At 70.2% G+C, this 16,928-nt stretch carries 19 protein-coding genes; 6 read left to right on the forward strand and 13 right to left on the reverse strand.

Annotated features, from left to right (window positions below; translation table 11 throughout):
- Positions 1 to 230: 230 nt before the first annotated feature.
- Positions 231 to 974 carry a divergent polysaccharide deacetylase family protein gene (locus tag VGZ23_20770; protein HEV2360028.1) on the forward strand — a complete coding sequence of 248 codons (744 nt, stop codon included), beginning with the start codon at positions 231 to 233 and terminating at the stop codon, positions 972 to 974.
- Positions 975 to 1,097: 123 nt separating this feature from the next.
- On the opposite strand, the gene VGZ23_20775 is transcribed toward VGZ23_20770, so the two are convergent.
- Positions 1,098 to 1,874, reverse strand: a complete 777-nt coding sequence (locus tag VGZ23_20775; protein ID HEV2360029.1) for a hypothetical protein — start codon at positions 1,872 to 1,874, stop codon at positions 1,098 to 1,100.
- Between the two features lie 181 nt (positions 1,875 to 2,055).
- A complete protein-coding gene (locus VGZ23_20780) occupies positions 2,056 to 3,165 on the reverse strand; it encodes a hypothetical protein (protein HEV2360030.1) in 1,110 nt (369 codons plus the stop codon).
- A 305-nt stretch (positions 3,166 to 3,470) separates the two neighbouring features.
- On the opposite strand from VGZ23_20780, the gene VGZ23_20785 reads away from it, so the two are divergent.
- The 3 genes from VGZ23_20785 to VGZ23_20795 are packed head-to-tail and all read left to right on the forward strand — an operon-like array spanning position 3,471 to position 5,973.
- Positions 3,471 to 4,079 carry a helix-turn-helix domain-containing protein gene (locus VGZ23_20785; GenBank protein ID HEV2360031.1) on the forward strand — a complete coding sequence of 203 codons (609 nt, stop codon included), beginning with the start codon at positions 3,471 to 3,473 and terminating at the stop codon, positions 4,077 to 4,079.
- Position 4,080: 1 nt separating this feature from the next.
- A complete protein-coding gene (locus VGZ23_20790; GenBank protein ID HEV2360032.1) occupies positions 4,081 to 5,400 on the forward strand; it encodes an MFS transporter in 1,320 nt (439 codons plus the stop codon).
- A 3-nt stretch (positions 5,401 to 5,403) separates the two neighbouring features.
- A complete protein-coding gene (locus tag VGZ23_20795; GenBank protein ID HEV2360033.1) occupies positions 5,404 to 5,973 on the forward strand; it encodes a Uma2 family endonuclease in 570 nt (189 codons plus the stop codon).
- 34 nt (positions 5,974 to 6,007) lie between these two features.
- Here VGZ23_20795 and VGZ23_20800 read toward each other — a convergent pair whose 3' ends face one another.
- The 7 genes from VGZ23_20800 to rpsO all read right to left on the reverse strand — a co-directional run bounded on the left by VGZ23_20800 (position 6,008) and on the right by rpsO (position 13,539).
- A complete protein-coding gene (locus VGZ23_20800) occupies positions 6,008 to 6,613 on the reverse strand; it encodes a uracil-DNA glycosylase (protein HEV2360034.1) in 606 nt (201 codons plus the stop codon).
- An 88-nt stretch (positions 6,614 to 6,701) separates the two neighbouring features.
- Entirely contained in the window at positions 6,702 to 7,595 is an 894-nt protein-coding gene (gene dapA / locus VGZ23_20805) for a 4-hydroxy-tetrahydrodipicolinate synthase (protein HEV2360035.1), read from the reverse strand.
- A 106-nt stretch (positions 7,596 to 7,701) separates the two neighbouring features.
- Positions 7,702 to 8,724, reverse strand: coding sequence for an aspartate-semialdehyde dehydrogenase (locus tag VGZ23_20810; protein ID HEV2360036.1), 1,023 nt, complete (start codon positions 8,722 to 8,724; stop codon positions 7,702 to 7,704).
- 13 nt (positions 8,725 to 8,737) lie between these two features.
- Positions 8,738 to 9,544: a 4-hydroxy-tetrahydrodipicolinate reductase gene (dapB, locus tag VGZ23_20815; GenBank protein ID HEV2360037.1), complete on the reverse strand. Its 807-nt coding sequence runs from the start codon at positions 9,542 to 9,544 to the stop codon at positions 8,738 to 8,740.
- The gene (locus tag VGZ23_20820) at positions 9,531 to 10,823 is read right to left on the reverse strand and encodes a pitrilysin family protein (GenBank protein HEV2360038.1); all 1,293 of its coding nucleotides are present in this window, start codon (positions 10,821 to 10,823) and stop codon (positions 9,531 to 9,533) included. Before VGZ23_20820 ends, dapB begins: the two co-directional genes overlap by 14 nt.
- A 51-nt stretch (positions 10,824 to 10,874) precedes the next feature.
- A complete protein-coding gene (locus VGZ23_20825) occupies positions 10,875 to 13,181 on the reverse strand; it encodes a polyribonucleotide nucleotidyltransferase (protein ID HEV2360039.1) in 2,307 nt (768 codons plus the stop codon).
- A gap of 85 nt (positions 13,182 to 13,266) precedes the next feature.
- Positions 13,267 to 13,539: a 30S ribosomal protein S15 gene (rpsO, locus tag VGZ23_20830; GenBank protein ID HEV2360040.1), complete on the reverse strand. Its 273-nt coding sequence runs from the start codon at positions 13,537 to 13,539 to the stop codon at positions 13,267 to 13,269.
- A 231-nt stretch (positions 13,540 to 13,770) separates the two neighbouring features.
- Here rpsO and VGZ23_20835 point away from each other — a divergent pair, with 231 nt between their 5' ends.
- A complete protein-coding gene (locus VGZ23_20835; protein ID HEV2360041.1) occupies positions 13,771 to 14,028 on the forward strand; it encodes a type II toxin-antitoxin system prevent-host-death family antitoxin in 258 nt (85 codons plus the stop codon).
- A gap of 6 nt (positions 14,029 to 14,034) precedes the next feature.
- Positions 14,035 to 14,298, forward strand: coding sequence for a PIN domain-containing protein (locus VGZ23_20840; protein HEV2360042.1), 264 nt, complete (start codon positions 14,035 to 14,037; stop codon positions 14,296 to 14,298).
- On the opposite strand, the gene efp is transcribed toward VGZ23_20840, so the two are convergent.
- From efp to VGZ23_20860, 4 genes are read right to left on the reverse strand one after another with little or no spacing between them, the layout of a single operon-like run.
- Positions 14,277 to 14,837 (reverse strand): elongation factor P, encoded by a 561-nt coding sequence (gene efp, locus VGZ23_20845; GenBank protein HEV2360043.1) that lies wholly within the window; start codon positions 14,835 to 14,837, stop codon positions 14,277 to 14,279. The genes VGZ23_20840 and efp overlap by 22 nt on opposite strands.
- A 44-nt stretch (positions 14,838 to 14,881) precedes the next feature.
- Positions 14,882 to 15,961: an aminopeptidase P family protein gene (locus VGZ23_20850; protein ID HEV2360044.1), complete on the reverse strand. Its 1,080-nt coding sequence runs from the start codon at positions 15,959 to 15,961 to the stop codon at positions 14,882 to 14,884.
- Positions 15,961 to 16,458, reverse strand: coding sequence for a YqeG family HAD IIIA-type phosphatase (locus tag VGZ23_20855; GenBank protein HEV2360045.1), 498 nt, complete (start codon positions 16,456 to 16,458; stop codon positions 15,961 to 15,963). The genes VGZ23_20850 and VGZ23_20855 overlap by 1 nt, the downstream gene beginning before the upstream one ends.
- A 19-nt stretch (positions 16,459 to 16,477) precedes the next feature.
- Entirely contained in the window at positions 16,478 to 16,837 is a 360-nt protein-coding gene (locus tag VGZ23_20860) for a DUF1292 domain-containing protein (GenBank protein ID HEV2360046.1), read from the reverse strand.
- Between the last annotated feature and the right edge of the window lie 91 nt (positions 16,838 to 16,928).

The following is a 16,928-nucleotide window of genomic DNA, read 5'->3' on the forward strand; positions in this document are numbered from 1 at the left end:
GGGGCTTCCCGCGGCACCGCGACCGGGCTTTGGCGTCGTCGCCGGCGGCGCGGCCGGGAGGCCCGCGCGGGCCGGGGCGTCTGCCCCCGCACGGCGGGGCGCCGGTCGCCGGTCATTCCACTGTCGGCCTCTGGACTCATCTGCGTCCCATTCGTCGCGAGGGTGCCGGAACCCCGCGATGACCCGAGTATCGTTGACAGCACCGCACGCCCAACGGTAGGGTACGATCAGTGATTCGGATCGTCCGTCTCGTTGCGATTGCCGCCGGTCTGGCCTTGATGAGCCAGCAGCCGGGCACCGGCGCGGTCCATCCGCGCGTCGCGATCGTCTTCGAGCACGCCGGCGCGAGTCTCGACGACCTCACGCCGATTTATGCGATGCATCAGCCGTTCGGCCTCGGCATCTTCCCGCACCAGCGGTATTCGGGGCGGATCGTGCGCGACGCGATCGCGCACGGCCTCACGCCGATTCTCCACCTGCCCCTCGAGCCGCTCCGACCGGCCGATCTCGGACCGGTGAGCGGCATCGTCTGGACGCGCATGTCGGGCCCGGACATCGCGGGGACGGTCGAAGGCGACCTCGGCAGCGTCCCGGGCGTCGTCGCGGTGAGCAACCACGCCGGCTCGCGGGCCACCGCCGACCGCCGGGTGATGACCGCCGTGCTCGACGTCGTCAAAGCCCGCGGGTTGTGGTTCGAAGAGAACCGGACGACCGCCCACTCGGTCGCGACCGACGTCGCCCGCGCGGCCGGGGTGCGGACCGTCCTGATCACGACCTACCTCGACGACCCGCCGCCCGGCATGGATGCCAAGGTCCGCGCCCTGGTCGCGACCGCCGTCCGCCGCGGCTGGGCTGTCGCGGCGGCGCACATCACGACCGGAGCCCCCCAGGTCGTGGCGCGCCACCTCGGCGAGTTCCGCGACGCCGGGGTGGTCTTCGTGCCGATCACGCAGTTTGTGAGCGGAGGGCGCTGAAGCCCAGCTCAAAGCGCCGGTACATGCCTCCGCACGAGGCGTTGGGAGCGAGGATGCGATCCGCAACCTCGCTCCCGATTCGGATTCCCTCCAGGACGCCGGCCGGCTAGCCGACGGGTCATGTCAGAACGTGATCGTATTCCCGGAGTTCACCGGCTCGACGACGAGGGTTCTGTTCGTGATCGCCGCCATCGCCTCGTTGCCGGTCGTGGTAACACTGCCCCCGATCGCCGCGTTCAGGGTCACCTTGCATCCGCCCGTGCAGGAGATGCCGCCTACTTGGTTAAGCGGCTTTGACACCCAGGTGAAGGCGAAGGCGTTCGTCGTGTTCTCCAGCAGCGTGAGGGTCCCGGTTGTCGTGAAGGCCGAACTCTTCAGCACGATTGAGCGGTTGCAGAACGTCACCATGCCGTTGAACTGCTCCGGGAAGTTCGCGCTGACGCTGCCATTGGCGCCCGGCGGAACGCCGGGGCCGGCCGAGCCGGCGTTGGGATCCACCGGAACGATGATCGTCTTGCCGGTCGAGTCCGTAATGGTCACCCATAGCACCACACCCGCCGTCGCCCCCGAACTATTGGACGTGCCGCTGATGGCTAGGGCCACATTCGTCGCAAGGCTGCATTCCACCGACGCGGTGATTTCGAGTGCGACGGTGCTGGACGTCTTGATCATCCCGTCAAGGATATCGATCCCGTCTGTGATCGCGTTGGTGTCGCCCTTCAAACAGTCCGTGCCTGCAACAGTAGCGTCGCAAATCTTCTCCGTGAAGCTCCCGTTCACCACCATCTTGTTGGCCGCGCTGGCGCCTGCCACTCCCGGCTGGCTCAGAAACCCGAGCCCTGCCAATGTGGGAACGAGCAAGACGATGACGGCACGCCGAACCCACGTGCTGGAGATCACAGCTACCCCTCCCCTCGTATCCTAAGGCCGTCTTGGTTGCCTCGGTGTCCTCCCCCAACTCGGGACTTCGACCGGACGTCGTCCGGCGGCCCGCGCGAAGGCCTGTGCGGGTCCGTCGCAGGCTCCTCGATATCGGGCACGGTCACCCGGCGCAACCGATTTCTCACGCTGCCCCGCGTGCTCACGGCGCCTGCAGCGTGACGGCCTGCACTGTGGCTGCGCCGAGCTGTGCTCTCGCAGGAATCAGCACCGTGACGGCCCGATCGCCGGGCACACGAGCGATCTGCTGCCCGCCGGTGTATGCCACCGCTACGTCGACCTCGCGCACCCACGCGCGCGGAATCGGTCCGGTGTCGGCGACCGACACGATCACCTGCACCGTTTGGGAGGTATTGGAGGGGGCGCCGATTTCCGCCGCCACCTTGAGGCGTGCCCGCGCCAAGGAGCCATAGGTCTCCGGCGGAACGGCGCGGGTCTCCTCACTTTGCGCGCCGCTTGCGCCCAGTGCAGTTGCCGTCACCTCGTACCGCACCACGACGCCCCGCTCGACCGAGGCGATGAGGGTGAATGGCGCGTCGCGGCCCGGGGGGATCGGCTGCTGAACCAGAGTCTGGATCCGAGTCTCGTGGCCGCTCGCATCGACGAACCGGCCGGCGATGTGGACGGGAACCGCCGCTCCGCCCGTGTTGGCGACCAGCCCGACGATCGTGAGGACTGCGCGCGCGGGATCGACGTCCTCGCGCAGGCTCCTCAGCCGAAGCGCCGGAGCGGACTGCTGGGCTGCGCCGGCCATAGGGGCCGGGATCATGGAGGCTCCCGGCTGGTGTGCGGGCGGGGTCAGCGAGATGGCCTTCTCCACAAAGACCGTGACGGCCCGTTGGCTTTGAAAGACGAATCCGATCCCCTGAAAGGGGAACAGGACGGTGAGGGAATTGCCTTGCGAGGTGCGCACGAGGTTCTGATCGCCGACAAGGCTCACGACGTCGTCGAGACGCGTGCCGACGCCGGCGCCGCGGTCCGTGCGGAACAACGCGCTCGTCGAGCTGACCCGCACCGCCACGCCGTTCGTGAAGGTAACGATCATGCCCCACCGGCGCACGCGCACCTCGCCGTCTTGCACGCCCGTGCCGAGGACCGCCCGCGCCTCTCCAACCGACATGCCGAGCCGGGCAGGCCCGATCGCCTGGCCCGGCACGATGCGTGTCGCGGCGGCCATGCCCGGCGCCGGCAGAGCGGCCACAAGCGCGACCGCGGCGAGAGTGAAGAATCCCATGCTACGCCTGCGCATCATCCCCACGGATGCTCCGCCCGACTGCGATCGTGATCAAGGAGTGCATGCCCACACGGGATACTTGGCAGACGGGAAGTTCCGTTCGGGCATCTTGCGGTCTCTTTCCCGGAGAATTGCTTTTGATCGGTCTTCGCGGGCACTGGGGCAAGAATGCCCCAGCGCATGTCAAGTTGGCGGGACATTTATGCCGGAATTATGACATTCAATCACAGCCGCACGTCGTTCGCCCGGAGGCGGCGGCACAGGCACATTCGGAGACTATTGACAAGTAATATTTCGAAAGATATCTTTCGAATGTGGCCCGGGTGAAGTTGAAGACAATCCGTCTTGCCGACCCCCGCGCGTTACGTGCCTACGCCCATCCGCTACGTCTCGCGCTCGTCGGCGCGCTGCGGCGTGAAGGGCCCCTGACCGCGACGCGCGCGGGCGAGCTGCTCGGCGAGAGCCCCGCCAGTTGTTCCTTCCACCTGCGGCAACTGGCGAAATACGGACTCGTCGAGGAGGCCGGCGGCGGCCGGGGACGGGAGCGGCCGTGGCGCGCGACCGCCCTGTACACGCGTTTGCCCAGGGTCGCCGGCACCCCGGAGCAGGCGGGCGCCTCGCGTTTGCTCTATCGGGTTCTGGCCGACCGCTACTTCGCCCACCTCCAGCACTGGCTCAGCGGGCGGAACGCCGAACCGAGGGCATGGCAGAAGGCGGCGCACTTTGGCGACGACATGCTCTACCTGACGGCCGGGGAGCTTGCGGAACTCGGACGCCGGATCGATACCCTCCTCCAGCCTTATCGCCGACGAACGACGCACCGCGCGCGCCGTCCACCCGGCGCGCGACGTGTCACATGGCTGCGCCTCGCCTTCCCGGGGGAAGACGCCCGCGGCCGCACCGCGGGACGGCCGACGCGACGCCGCCGGTAACGTGCGACACGCCGTCCCGGCACGGCCGGTACCTTCGCTGCTCCGGGAGAACGGCGCGTTTCGCTCGTTCTGGGCCGGCCAGTTGATCTCGCTCTTCGGCGATCAAATCACGCTGCTCGCGCTCCCCCTTGTGGCCGTCCTGCTCCTGCGCGCCGGCGCCCGGGAAATGGGTTACCTCACGGCGGCGGGCCTGGTGCCGGCCCTGCTCTTCGCCCTCCATGCCGGTGCCTGGGTCGACCGGCGCGGCCGGCGCCGCCGGGTGATGATCGCCGCCGATCTGGGACGAGCGATCCTGCTCTTGACCATCCCGGCGGCGTATGCCCTCGGAAGGCTCACCGTGCTCCACCTGTACGCCGTCGCGTTCCTCGTAGGAACGCTGAGCGTCCTGTTCATGGTGTCCTACGGTGCGCTCTTCGTCTCCCTCGTGCCCCGCGACCGGTACGTGGACGGGAACGCGCTGTTGCACGGCAGCCGGGCGCTGTCGTTCGTCGGCGGCCCGAGCCTCGGCGGCCTGCTCGTGCAGATCTTCTCGGCCCCGTGGGCCCTCGCCGCGGACGCGATCTCGTTTTTCGCCTCGGCGTTCTTCCTCGGCCGGATCTCACCCGCGGAGCCGCCGACGGAGGCGGGCGGCCGCGGGCAGGTCGCCGCGGGCGCCCGGTTCATCATGCAATCGCCAATCTTGCGGGCCGCGCTCGCCGCGGGGGCGACATTCAACTTCTTCAACTTGATGTTCTCCGCCCTGTTCGTGCTCTATGCGACGCGCGCGCTCGGCGTCCGGCCGGCGCTGCTCGGTGCGGTGTTGGGTGCGGGCGCCGTAGGGGCGGTGCTCGGATCGGCCATCACCGGATGGTTGGGACGGCGCATCGGGATCGGCCCGACCTACATCCTCGGGTGCGTGCTCTTTCCGCTGCCCCTGGTGCTGGTGCCGGCCGCGGCGGGCCCGATGGTGCTGGCGTTCCTGCTGGCCGCGCGATTCGGATCGGGCCTCGGCGTGATGGTCCTCGATATCAGCATCGGGTCGATCTTCGCCGCGCTCATTCCGCATCACCTCCGATCGCGTGTCTCCGGAGCCTTCACTGTCGTGAACTACGGTGTCCGGCCGCTCGGCTCGCTCGCCGGCGGGCTCCTGGGCGGCGCGATCGGCCTTCGGCCGACGCTCTGGATCGCGACTCTGGGCGCGATTGCCGGCTTCCTGTGGCTCCTGCCCTCTCCGCTCCCCCGGCTCCGAACTCTCGACGGACTCACCGACGAGGCGCGCGCCTCGACGCCTTCCGCCGGCAGCGTCGACCGTGGCACGATGGGCGCAACAATGAGGGGGTAGCGTATGGCGATCACCCTACAGCCTGCAAGACCGGTGACCGATGAGGAATTGCTGGAGCTCTCCAAGCGCAACCCCGGATACCAATTTGAGCGCACCGCCAAAGGTGATCTCGTTGTGACGCCGACCGGCAGCGAATCGGGGCACCGGGAGGCGGAGCTGGCCAAACAACTGAGCACCTGGGCCGACCGCGACCGCCGCGGGCTCGTGTTCAGTTCCGCGGGAGGCTTTCGTCTCCCCGACGGCGCGCTGCACGCGCCGGACGCCTCCTGGGTCCGCCGCGACCGGTGGGTCGCGCTCTCGCCGGAGGAACGCCGGGGATTCGCGCCCCTGTGTCCGGACGCCGTGTTCGAGATCCGGCCGGAAAGCCAGTCGCCCGACGAACTCCGGGAGAAGATTTTCATCTACGTCGCAAACGGCGCGCGGCTCGCCGTCCTCATTGACCCCGCACGACGGACCGTCGAAGTCTATCGGGCCGGCCGGGAGCCCGTGATCCACACCGATCCCGGATCACTCGCCCTCGATCCCGAGTTGCCTGCGTTCGTGCTCGACCTGGGACCGCTCTTCGAGCCATAAACGCGCCCCCCGCGGCGGGGCCGGTCGAGCTCTATCACCGCGATCCTTCCATATGGCCGGCGGGGCGCGCAGCCGGCTTTCGGATCAGCGTTCGAAGCGCCAGGACGTCGTGGAACAGCAACGGCCGCGCCGCCGGACTATGCAGCGCGTACGAGGGATGGTACAGCGGCAATATCGTGTAACCGCCTCCGCGCTGCGGACGGCCGTGGCACTCGGCGATCGCGGCACGCGGCAGAAACGCCGCGAGCGCATGCCGGCCGAGCGTGACGACGACGCGGGGCCGGAGGATGTCGAGCTGGGTCAGAAGCCAGGGACGGCATGCCTCGATCTCCCCGGCCGTCGGAGGGCGGTCGCGGCCGGCGGGCCGGGCCGTGACCGCGCGGTGCTTCACGACATTCGTGATGTACACTTGGTCGCGCCGCAGCCCCGCGTGCGCCAGCAACTCCTCGAGGAGCCGGCCCGCGCGACCGACAAAGGGCCGGCCGGAGAGATCCTCCTGACGGCCGGGCCCCTCCCCGACCAGGACGATGCCGGCGTCCGGCGTTCCCTCGCCGGGGACGGAATGCGTCGCGTGGCGCCACAGCGGGCAGCGCCGGCAGCGCGCTACGCCGCGGCGCACGGCCAGGAGGTGTGCGGTCAAGTCGCGACCCACGCCCCCATCATACCGGCGCAGCCGTCACGCCGTCGGCGGTCCTGTCTCGTGCGTCAACCGATGCGCACCGCGGGCGCTAGGCGGGTACCGCGGCCAGGGCGAGGTCTTTCAGGACCGCGGCGATCTGCTCGCGCTCCTTCGCCGTCACCTCAACCATGGGCAGGCGCAACCCCCCGGCGTCGAACCCGGTCATCGCGAGCGCCGCCTTGACGGGCGACGGGCTGGTGGTGATGAACAGCACTTTGAAGAGCGGCCACAGCCGGAAGTGGATCGCCTGCGCGCGCCGGATGTCGCCGGACTCGAACGCCATGATCATCTCCTTGATCTCGCGTCCGGCGATGTGCGAGGCAACGCTCACCACCCCGTGGCCGCCGACCGCCAGCAGCGGCAGGGTCAGGCTGTCATCCCCGCTGTAAAGTCGAAACGCCGGCGGGGTCAGTTTGCGGACTTGCGACATCTGGTCGAGGCTCCCGCTCGCTTCCTTGATCCCGACGATGTTCGGGACCTCGGCGAGCCGTGCGACCGTCGCCGGCTCGCAGTTGACGGACGTCCGCGGCTGGATGTTGTAGAGCATGACGGGCAGCCGCGTGCTCTCCGCCACGGTCCGAAAGTGCCGGTAGAGCCCCTCCTGCGTCGGTTTGTTGTAATACGGGTTGACGAGCAACACGCCGTCGCAGCCGGCCTTCTCCGCCTCGTGCGTCAGGTGGATGCTGTGCGCCGTGTCGTAGGTCCCGGTTCCGGCGATCACCGCGGCCCCGGTCCCGACCGCCTCCCGCACGGCATGGAACAACCGAATCTTTTCGTCGTCGCCGAGCGTCGGCGACTCCCCGGTCGTCCCGCAGACGACGAGTCCGTCCGACCCCTGCTCCACGAGACGCTTCGCCAGGGCCGCCGCCTTCGCGTAGTCGACCGCGAGGGACTTATCCATCGGCGTCACCATCGCCGTGATCACGCGCCCAAAGTCCGCCATCCCGGTCACCCCCTTGCGTCTCGTGTTGGTTCGCCGGAGACGTTCCGCCCCTCGGGCGGCGCCTCCTTCAGGGCCGCGTTCACAAATCCGGCGAATGCATGTTCACTCACGTCCGCGCCGCGGCCAGCAGGCCGCCGCGCACGAGGCTCTCCGCGATCTGGATGGTGTTGAGCGCGGCGCCCTTCCAGAGGTTGTCGGCCACCGCGAAGAACGCGAGGCAGCCGGCGCCGTCGGTCCGGATGCGGCCGACGTAGCACGGCTCATGGTCGGAGGCGCCGATCGCCGTCGGATACCGGCCGGCCGCCGGATCGTCCACGACCTCCACCCCGGGCGCCCCGCTCAACAGCGCCCGCGCGCGCTCCGCCGGCAGCGGCTCCGCGAACTCCGCGTGGGCGGCGACGCCGTGGGCGCGAAGCGTCGGCACGCGGACACACGTGACGCCGCAGACGAGGTCGGGCGCCTCGAGCATCTTGCGCAGCTCCGCCTGCATCTTGACCTCCTCGCTCGTGTGGGCCCCCCGGAGCGAGCCGACGGCCGGGATGATGTTGAGGGCCATCGGATGCCGCGATACCTCGCCGCGGGGGACCTCAGGCGCCCGCCCGGTGGCGACCGCGTCCCGGAGTTCGGCCCACAACTGATCCAGGCCGCGCTGCCCGGCCCCCGAGGCCGACTGGTACGAACACGCGATGAGGCGCCGCAGCCCCGCGGCGCGGTGCAGCGGCGCGAGCGGCACGGCCACCGTCGCGGTGGTGCAATTGGGATTCGCGACGATGCGGCGGGGCGCGCGGCGCAGCGCGTGCGCGTTGACCTCCGGGATGACAAGCGGGACATCGTCCGCCATGCGGAACGCCGCCGAGTTGTCGATCACCCAGGCGCCCCGCTCGGCCGCCACGGGGACCCATTCCGAGGCCGCGTCGTCGGGTGTGTCGAAGATCGCGACGTCGATCTCATCGAAGACTTCGGGGCGGAGCGCCTCGACGACATGCGCCCCGATCCGCTGTCCGGCCGAGCGCGCCGTCGCCACCGCGCGCAGACTCCCCACGGGGAACCCCCGCGCGTCCAACAGGCGCAGGACTTCCCGGCCCACCGCGCCCGTCGCCCCGACCACCGCGACCCGAAAGCCCGCCATGCTGTCTCCTCCGCTATAGATCGAGCAGCTGCTCGAGGCCTTCCACGAACGTCCGCAGCGTCCCGGCTTTCTCGAGCGCGAGCACGACCCCGGGCATGAAGCCCTCCTCGCTCACGGAGTCGTGGCGAATCAGCAGCGTCTGCCCCGGGCCGCCGAAGAGGACTTCCTGATGCGCGACGAGGCCCGGCAGCCGGACGCTGTGCACGTGGATGCCGTCGATGACGCCGCCCCGCGATCCCGGCACCTGCTCGGTCTCCGCCACCGCGGGCGGGGGGGCGGCGCCGCGCGCGGCCGCGACGAGGCGCGCCGTCCGCGCCGCCGTGCCCGACGGCGCATCGCGCTTGCGGTCGTGGTGCAGCTCGGTGATTTCGACGTGCGGGAAAAACCGCGCCGCCCGCGTCGCAAACTCCATCATCAAGAGCGCCCCGACGGCGAAGTTCGGGGCGAGAAGCACGCCCACTTCCTCCGCGGCGCACCGCGCGCGCAGCCGCGCCACCCCGTCGGCCGGCAGCCCGGTCGCCCCGATCACGGCCGGCACCCGATGGTCCAGCGCGACCTCCGCGTGCGCGACGGCGGCCGCGCCGTGGCTGAAGTCGAGCAGCACCGTCGGGTGCGCGACGAGGAAGATCTGGCCGAGGTCCGCGCCCACCGGCACGCCGAGCGGGCCCGCCCCGGCCACGACGCCGGCGTCCTCGCCGATGCCCGCGGTGTGGCCGAGCGCGCCGACCACCACCATGTCGTCGCGGCGCGCGATCGTCCGCACCGCGGCGCGCCCCATCCGTCCCGCGGCACCGGTCACGACCACCCTATGCATCGCCATCGCGCACCGCCTCCTCGAGGGACCGGCGAAGGTCGGGGTACTGCTCGAACGGACCCACCGCCGCGAAGGTGTAGGCCCCCGGCGCGAGCAGCGCCTCCGCCAGACGCCGCACGTCCTCGCCGCCGACCCGGTCCACGTCCGCGAGGATCTCGTCGAGCGAGAACTGGCGGCCGAAGTACTGCTCGGACCGCGCGAGCTTCGACATCCGGCTCCCGGGCGTCTCGAGATCCAGCATCAGGCCGCCCTTGAGCGACTCCTTCGCGCGCCCGATGTCGTCGGCGGGCAGTCCGCGGCGTGCCTCGCCCAGGATGCGGGCCGTCAGGCGGACCACGTCGCGGCACGTGTCCGGACTCGTGCCGGCGTACACCACAAAGGCCCCGGTGTCGCGGTACGGGGCGTGATACGCGGAGATCGAGTACGCGAGCCCGCGCTCCTCCCTGATCTCCTGGAACAGCCGGCTGCTCATGCCGCCGCCGAGCGCCTGCTCGAGCACGGCCATCGCGTAGCGGTCCGGGTGCGCCTGCGGCAGCCCCGGCACCCCGAGGCACACGTGGACCTGCTCGATGTCCTTCGCGCGAAAGACCACCGCCCGGTGCGCGGCCGGCCGGGTCAGCGCCACCGGCGCGGGCGTGCCGGCCCACTCGCCGAGCGCCCGCCGGACCTGCTCGACGATCTCGTCGTGGTCCAGTTCCCCCGCGGCGGTGACCAACGCCACGCCCGGCCGGTACCGGCGGTCCATGAAGCCCCGGAGATCCCCTGGGCGGAGCCCGCCGACGCTCGCGGTGTTGCCGGCCACCGGCCAGCCGAGCGGATGTCCCGGCCACAGCGCCGCGGCGAACACGTCGTGGACGAGATCGTCCGGCGCGTCCTCGTAGCTGTGAATCTCTTCGAGGATGACCTGCCGCTCCCGTTCCACCGCTTCCGGGTCGAGCGCGGCGTGCAGCAGCATGTCCGAGAGCACGTCGAGCGCCCCCGCGAGGTGGTCGCTCAGGACGCGCAGATAGAAGCAGGTGTGCTCGCGGTCCGTAAACGCGTTGAGGTGGCCGCCGAGCGCGTCCATCTCCTGCGCGATCGCCAGCGCGGAGCGCGTCGTCGTGCCTTTGAACAGCGCGTGCTCGATGAAGTGGGACACCCCCATCGACGCCGCGTCCTCGTAGCGCGACCCGGCCTCGATCCACACGCCGAGCGAGACCGTCCGCACGTGGGCCATGGGCTCGGTGACGATGACGAGCCCGTTCGGCAGCGCCGTGCGGCGATACAGCACCTGATCAACGGCCATAAGCAAGAAGCCTCCTTGCGGAGGCTTCGCGCGCACCGGACCCCGGGGCGTTCACGAGGCCCCCGGTGCGCCGCCCCCATGGGGGGGCATCTCCCCCCCGGGGGACTTTCGGATGTGGCGGGGCCCGCTGGGCCGGCGTCCCCCACGGCGGTCCCCACGGTCGCCCCGGTCGGGGCCGGGACGGCCGCCCCGGTCAGGGCTGCGCACGTCCTCGCTCTCGGACTCGCCGGGCCCGCCGTCGGCCCGCTCGGGCCGTGGGAGCAGCGCGCGGCGGGAGAGGTTGACCCGGCCGAGGTTGTCGATCTCTTTGACCTTCACTTCGATTTCGTCGCCCACCTTGACCGCGTCTTCGACCCGGGCCACGCGGTCGTGCGACAGTTCGGAGATGTGCACCAGCCCTTCCTTGCCCGGAAAGATCTCGACGAAGGCGCCGAAATTCATGAGACGCGTGACGCGGCCCTTGTACACCTCGCCGGGTTTCGCCTCGCGGATGATGTCCTCGATCATCCGCTGCGCGCGCGCGGCCGCCTCCCCGTCCGCCGAGGCGATCAGCACGCGGCCGTCCTGCTCGATGTCGATCTTCACGCCCGTCTCGGCGGTGATCTTGTTGATGATCTTGCCGCCGGGGCCGATCACCTCACGGATCCGCTCCGGGTTGATCATGATCGTCGTGATCCGCGGCGCGAATGGCGACAGGTCCGGACGCGGCTTCGGAATCGTCCGCTCGACCACGTCGAGCACCGTCATCCGCGCCTCGCGCGCCTGCGCGAACGCCCGCTCGAAGATGTCGCGCGCCAGGCCCTTGATCTTGATGTCGAGCTGCAGGGCGGTGATCCCGTCGCGGGTGCCGGCGACCTTGAAATCCATGTCGCCCATGGCGTCTTCGATGCCCTGGATGTCGGTCAGAATGGCGGTCCGCGGGTCCCCGTCCGGGCCGGTGATCAGCCCCATCGAGATTCCGCCGACCGGCTTGCGGATCGGCACCCCGGCGTCCATGAGCGCGAGCGTACTGCCGCACACCGACGCCATCGACGTGGAGCCGTTGCTCTCGAGCACGAGCGACACGAGGCGCATCGCGTACGGCCACTCTTCCTCCGGCGGCAGGACGGGCTCGAGCGCGCGCTCGGCGAGCGCCCCGTGCCCGATCTCCCGGCGGCCCGGGGAGCGCATCGGCCGGACCTCGCCGACGCTGTACGGCGGGAAGTCGTAATGGTGCATGTAGCGCTTCCGCTCGCGGGTGCTCAGGTCGTCGATAATCTGCTCGTCCTGCCCGGTGCCGAGCGTGACCGCCGTCAGCACCTGCGTCTGGCCACGGACGAATAGGCCGGACCCGTGGACCCGGGGAAGCAGGCCAACCTGCGCCGACAGCGGCCGGATCTGGGTCGGCGTCCGGCCGTCCGTGCGCACCCCCTCGTCGAGGATCATGCGCCGCACTTCGTTCTTTGTGAGGGCATCCAGCGCCTCGCCGATCGGCTTGTGCTGCCCGGGAAACTGCAGAGCCAGCGACGTCTGGACGTCCGCCGCCACCTGGGCCACCGCGTCCTCGCGGGCGTGCTTGTCGTCCGAGCGCAACGCCGCGGCCAGCCGCGCGGCGGCGGCGTCCCGCACCGCCCGCACGACGTCCTCCGGCGGTGATGCAACCGCCGGCCCGACCTTGGGCCGGCCGGCCTGGCGGACGAGGTCGTGGATCGCCTCGATGACGCGCCGGATCTCGGCGTGGGCGCGGTCGAGCGCCTCGAGCACGCGCGCCTCGGGGACTTCCCGCGCCCCGGCCTCCACCATGGTGATCGCATCCGCGGTCCCGGCGACGACGAGGTCGAGATCCGTGGTCCGCTGGTCGATCGCCGCGAGGGGCGGGTTGACCACGAGCTCGCCGTCGAGGAGCCCGATCCGCGCGGCGCCGATCGGCCCGGCCCAGGGAATCCGCGAGATCGCCAGCGCCGCGCTCGCGCCGATGACGGCCAGGACGTCGGGCGTATTCTCCTGGTCCGTGCTGAGCACGGTGGCCACGACCTGGACGTCGTTGCGGAATCCCTTGGGGAACAACGGCCGAAGCGGCCGGTCCATGAGACGCGCCGTGAGCGTCGCCCGTTCGCCCGGGCGGCCCTCGCGCTTGAAGAAACCGCCGGGAATCTTCCCGGCGGCGAACATCTTCTCTTCGTAGTCGCAGGTCAGCGGGAAGAAATCGATGCCTTCCCGCGGCGCGGACGACATCGTGGCCGTGACCAGCACCATGGAGTCGCCGTACCGCACCACCACCGCGCCGTCCGCCTGGCGCGCCAGCTGGCCGGTTTCGATCGACAGGGTCCGTCCGGCAACGTCCAGCGTCACCCGGCCGGTGGTTACCTCGGTTGCCATTCGGGCCTCCTCATCGTGCGTTCAGAACACGGAAATAGCCCGCCGGCTCCGAACCGCCAGGTCCGTCCGCCGCTGCGGGTCCGGTCTATCGGCGCAGTCCGAGCCGCTCGACGATCGCGCGATACCGCCCGACGTCGTGGGCGCTCAGGTAGCTCAACAGCCGGCGCCGCTGGCCGACCATCTTGAGCAGGCCCCTGCGGGAATGAAAGTCGCTCTGGTGCACGCGCAGGTGTTCACTGAGATGGTTGATGCGCTCGGTCAGGCGGGCGATTTGGACGTCCGGCGATCCACTGTCGTTGGGATGCCGCCGGAACGTGTCGATCGCAATCCCGGGACTGCCCTCGGGCTCCACGCTCATGGTGCTCCACCTCCATCCTGCTTGGACCGGGACACCGCCGGAGCTGCGCGTGTCCCCGCCGTCACGCGACTCAAATTGTAACACAGCATGCTGTGGCACGTCCACGCATTCTGCCGGTTCGCGGTTCACTTTTCGTGGAAGTCCAGGGATAAGAACATATTGTACCTTTTGTACCTTTTGCCCACATTGGCCCTATAATCATGCTGATCCGGTCCCGGTGGAGATTGCCGCGTGAACAGAATCGTCTCGGTCGCAGAGCTCAAGCGGCACCTATCCGAGGTGCTCGGCGAGGTCGCGCACGCCCAACAATCCGTCCTCGTCACTCGACACGGGCGTCCTGTGGCCCGCCTCGTTCCCGTCGAAGCGAAGGTGCGTTCGCTGGCCGATGTGGCAGGATGGCTCGAAGATCGGGATGCGTTCTTCCGGTATCTGGACGAGGCGGCACGAAATCGTCGCCGCCACACGCCGCGCGTCTTGAAGTCATCGTGACGCGCGATGTACCTGCTGGACACGAACGCGCTCGGCGAACCGGTCAAGGTTCACCCGCACGTCGCGTTCATGGCGAACCTCAAAGACGTCCCTCCCGGCAGGCTGTGGACGTCCACGATCTGCGTGATGGAACTCCGGTACGGATGCGCACGCAAGCGCGATCAGACGCTGTGGGAACGGATTCACCGAGAGTTACTCGTCCACGTTGAGGTCCTGCCCTTTGGGCAGAACGAAGCGACGATTTCCGCTCAGCGCACCCGCTCGACGTAGGTCCCCGTCCGCGTGTCCACGCGGATCGTCTCGCCGGTCTCGACGAACAGCGGCACCTGCACGACGGCGCCGGTCTCGAGCGTCGCCGGCTTGCTGCCGCCGCTGACGGTGTCGCCGCGCACGCCGGGCGCCGTCTCGACGATCTTGAGGTCGACGGAGTTCGGGAGTTCGGCGGCGATCGGCGTATCGCCGTGGAAGACGACGGTCACGTCGAGGTTCTCGCGCAGAAACCGCACGGCGTCGCCGAACAGGCCGCGGCGCAGCGACAATTGCTCGTAGCTCGTCTTGTCCATCACCACGTACTCGTCGCCGGTGCCATAGAGATACTGCATCGTCCGCTTTTCGAGGTAGACGAGCGGGACGCGCTCGCCGGCGCGGAACGTGCGCTCCGTGATGGAGCCGGTCTTGGTGTTGCGCACCTTGGCCTTCACGTACGCCGGCCCGCGGCCGACCTTCACGTGCTGCGATTCGACGATCGCGTACAGGTCGCCGTCGAGCAGCACGTGCACGCCGGGACGAAAGTCGTTCGAGGAGATCACGGCCCTATCACCTATGCGAGTCTAGCGGCGGACCCGGGAGGCTGTCAACCGCCGAGCACGAGCAGGTCCTTCGACACGTGGGTCAGCACCCGGGCGCCGGCGTCCGTCACGGCCACGGCGTCTTCGATGCGGACGCCGCCCCACCCCGGCACGTACACGCCCGGCTCGATCGTCACGATCATGCCCGGCTCCAGCACCGCGTCCGTCCGCGGCGATACCGGCGGCCCCTCGTGCACGTCGAGGCCGATCCCGTGGCCGATCGCGTGCCCGAACGCCTCGCCGAAGCCGGCGGCCGCGATCACCGCGCGGCCGGCCGCGTCGACGTCCCGGCAGGCCACCCCCGGCCTTACCGCTTCGAGGGCCCGCTGCTGCGCCGCCAGCACCGCCTGGTACACCTCGCGCTGCCGGCGATCGGCATGCCCGAGGGCCACCGTGCGGGTGCAGTCCGACACGTACCCGTCGCAGACCGCGCCGAAGTCCACGGTGACGAAGTCGCCCCGCTCCATAACGCGGTCTGTGGCGCGGCCGTGCGGCAGCGCCCCGCGGGGACCGCTGGCGAGCACGGTCTCGAACGCGAGGCGCTCGGCGCCCCCGCGGCGCATCGCGATTTCCAACTCGAGCGCCGCCGCCTGTTCGGTCATCCCGGGGCGCAGCACCTCGAGGAGATGGACAAACGCGTCATCCGCGATCACCGCCGCCCGCGCGACGGCGGCAATCTCGGATGCGTCTTTGACCCAGCGGATGCGGTCGACGTCCGCCAGCGGCACGAGCTCCGCGGGGGCGAGGCGCTCGCGCAGCCGCTCGACCTGCGCGTACGGGAGGAATTCCGATTCGAACCCGACGCGGCCCGGCGGCGCGGCCTTGAGCGCCTCGGCCACGGCCGCGGCGGGATCGGCGCCGCCGCGAATGACCCGGCAGGCCGGGGCCTGTGTTTCGGCCTGGTCGTAGTACCGGAAGTCGACCGCGAGCAGCGCCTGCGCCGCGGTGACCACCACGAGCCCCGCCGAGCCGGTGAAGCCGGTCACGTAGCGCCGGTTCTCGGGCCGCGCGATGAGCAGGGCGTCAACGGACGCGCCGGCGAGGTACACGCGGGTCCGCTCGAGGTGGCCGGCGACGGCGAGCATCACGCCCCCCGGCGGCGGGTCCTGCCCACCAGCCGCTCCGCCAGCCGAGTGAGCCGGGTCAGCATGAACTCGCGGCGTGAGTGCGGGCGCACGAGGATCGTGTGCAGTCCGAGCCGGTTGCCGCCGAGCACGTCGGTGAAGACCTGATCGCCGATGAGCGCGGTCGCGTCGGGCGCGGTGCCCATCAGGCCGAGGGCCCGGCGCAGGGCGCGGCGGCGCGGCTTCCAGGCGCCCGCGACCGCGGGAAGATCGAGCGTCGCGGCGAGGTGCGCCACGCGGGCCCCCGCGTTGTTGCTGACGATGCAGAGACGAAGGCCGGCCGCGCGCGCCGCGGCGATCCACGGCCCCAGCGTGGCCGGTGCGTCCCAGGCCCCCCAGGGCACGATCGTGTTGTCGAGATCGAGGATCACGCCGCGAATGCCGCGGGCATGAAGCACCGACGGGTCGACCGCGTAGATGGAGTCGGCCTGGGCGTCAGGCCGGAGCCACCGCCCCACGCCGCCGTCCCGCGCCCCGTCAGTGCGACGAGGTTGTATTGTGATTGCCCGGAGGCAGACCGCCGTCGCCGTTCCCGGGAGTGCGCTCGACCTCCCCGGCGCCGTTGCGGGTTTCGGCATCCCCACCTGTGGGCAGGCCGGCGTCCGTGTCCGCCTCGAACGCCTGACGCACGCGCTCGAACTCGTCGTCGTCCTCGATCGTGACGAGCGCGTCGCCTTCCATCCGGAAGATCACCGCCGTGTCCTGCTCTTCGCCCGCCTCCAACGGTTGGAGGATCGCGTAACGACGCTCGCTGACTTCCAGGACGTCCACGATGCTGAACTCGTGCTCGACGCCTTCTTCGTCCAGCAGGGTGATGACGTCCTCGTTCTCGCCCACCCGGGACCTCCTGCCCTCAGATGTAGACTCGTGTCCCGCGGAGAGCGGCACGGGGCAAGACTGAGGATAGCATCCCCCTCGCACGGGTGTC

The organism is bacterium (assembly GCA_035945995.1).
Taxonomy (GTDB): Bacteria; Sysuimicrobiota; Sysuimicrobiia; order Sysuimicrobiales; family Segetimicrobiaceae; genus DASSJF01.

What these genes read in the sequence shown, in the direction of transcription:
- VGZ23_20825 (HEV2360039.1), bottom strand. Translation starts at nt 13,181, where the DNA reads ATGGCAACCGAGGTAACCACCGGCCGGGTGACGCTGGACGTTGCCGGA.
- VGZ23_20850 (HEV2360044.1), bottom strand. Translation starts at nt 15,961, where the DNA reads ATGCTCGCCGTCGCCGGCCACCTCGAGCGGACCCGCGTGTACCTCGCC.
- dapA (HEV2360035.1), bottom strand. Translation starts at nt 7,595, where the DNA reads ATGGCGGACTTTGGGCGCGTGATCACGGCGATGGTGACGCCGATGGAT.
- VGZ23_20780 (HEV2360030.1), bottom strand. Translation starts at nt 3,165, where the DNA reads ATGATGCGCAGGCGTAGCATGGGATTCTTCACTCTCGCCGCGGTCGCG.
- VGZ23_20840 (HEV2360042.1), top strand. Translation starts at nt 14,035, where the DNA reads ATGTACCTGCTGGACACGAACGCGCTCGGCGAACCGGTCAAGGTTCAC.
- dapB (HEV2360037.1), bottom strand. Translation starts at nt 9,544, where the DNA reads ATGGCGATGCATAGGGTGGTCGTGACCGGTGCCGCGGGACGGATGGGG.
- VGZ23_20795 (HEV2360033.1), top strand. Translation starts at nt 5,404, where the DNA reads ATGGCGATCACCCTACAGCCTGCAAGACCGGTGACCGATGAGGAATTG.
- VGZ23_20810 (HEV2360036.1), bottom strand. Translation starts at nt 8,724, where the DNA reads ATGGCGGGCTTTCGGGTCGCGGTGGTCGGGGCGACGGGCGCGGTGGGC.
- VGZ23_20820 (HEV2360038.1), bottom strand. Translation starts at nt 10,823, where the DNA reads ATGGCCGTTGATCAGGTGCTGTATCGCCGCACGGCGCTGCCGAACGGG.
- rpsO (HEV2360040.1), bottom strand. Translation starts at nt 13,539, where the DNA reads ATGAGCGTGGAGCCCGAGGGCAGTCCCGGGATTGCGATCGACACGTTC.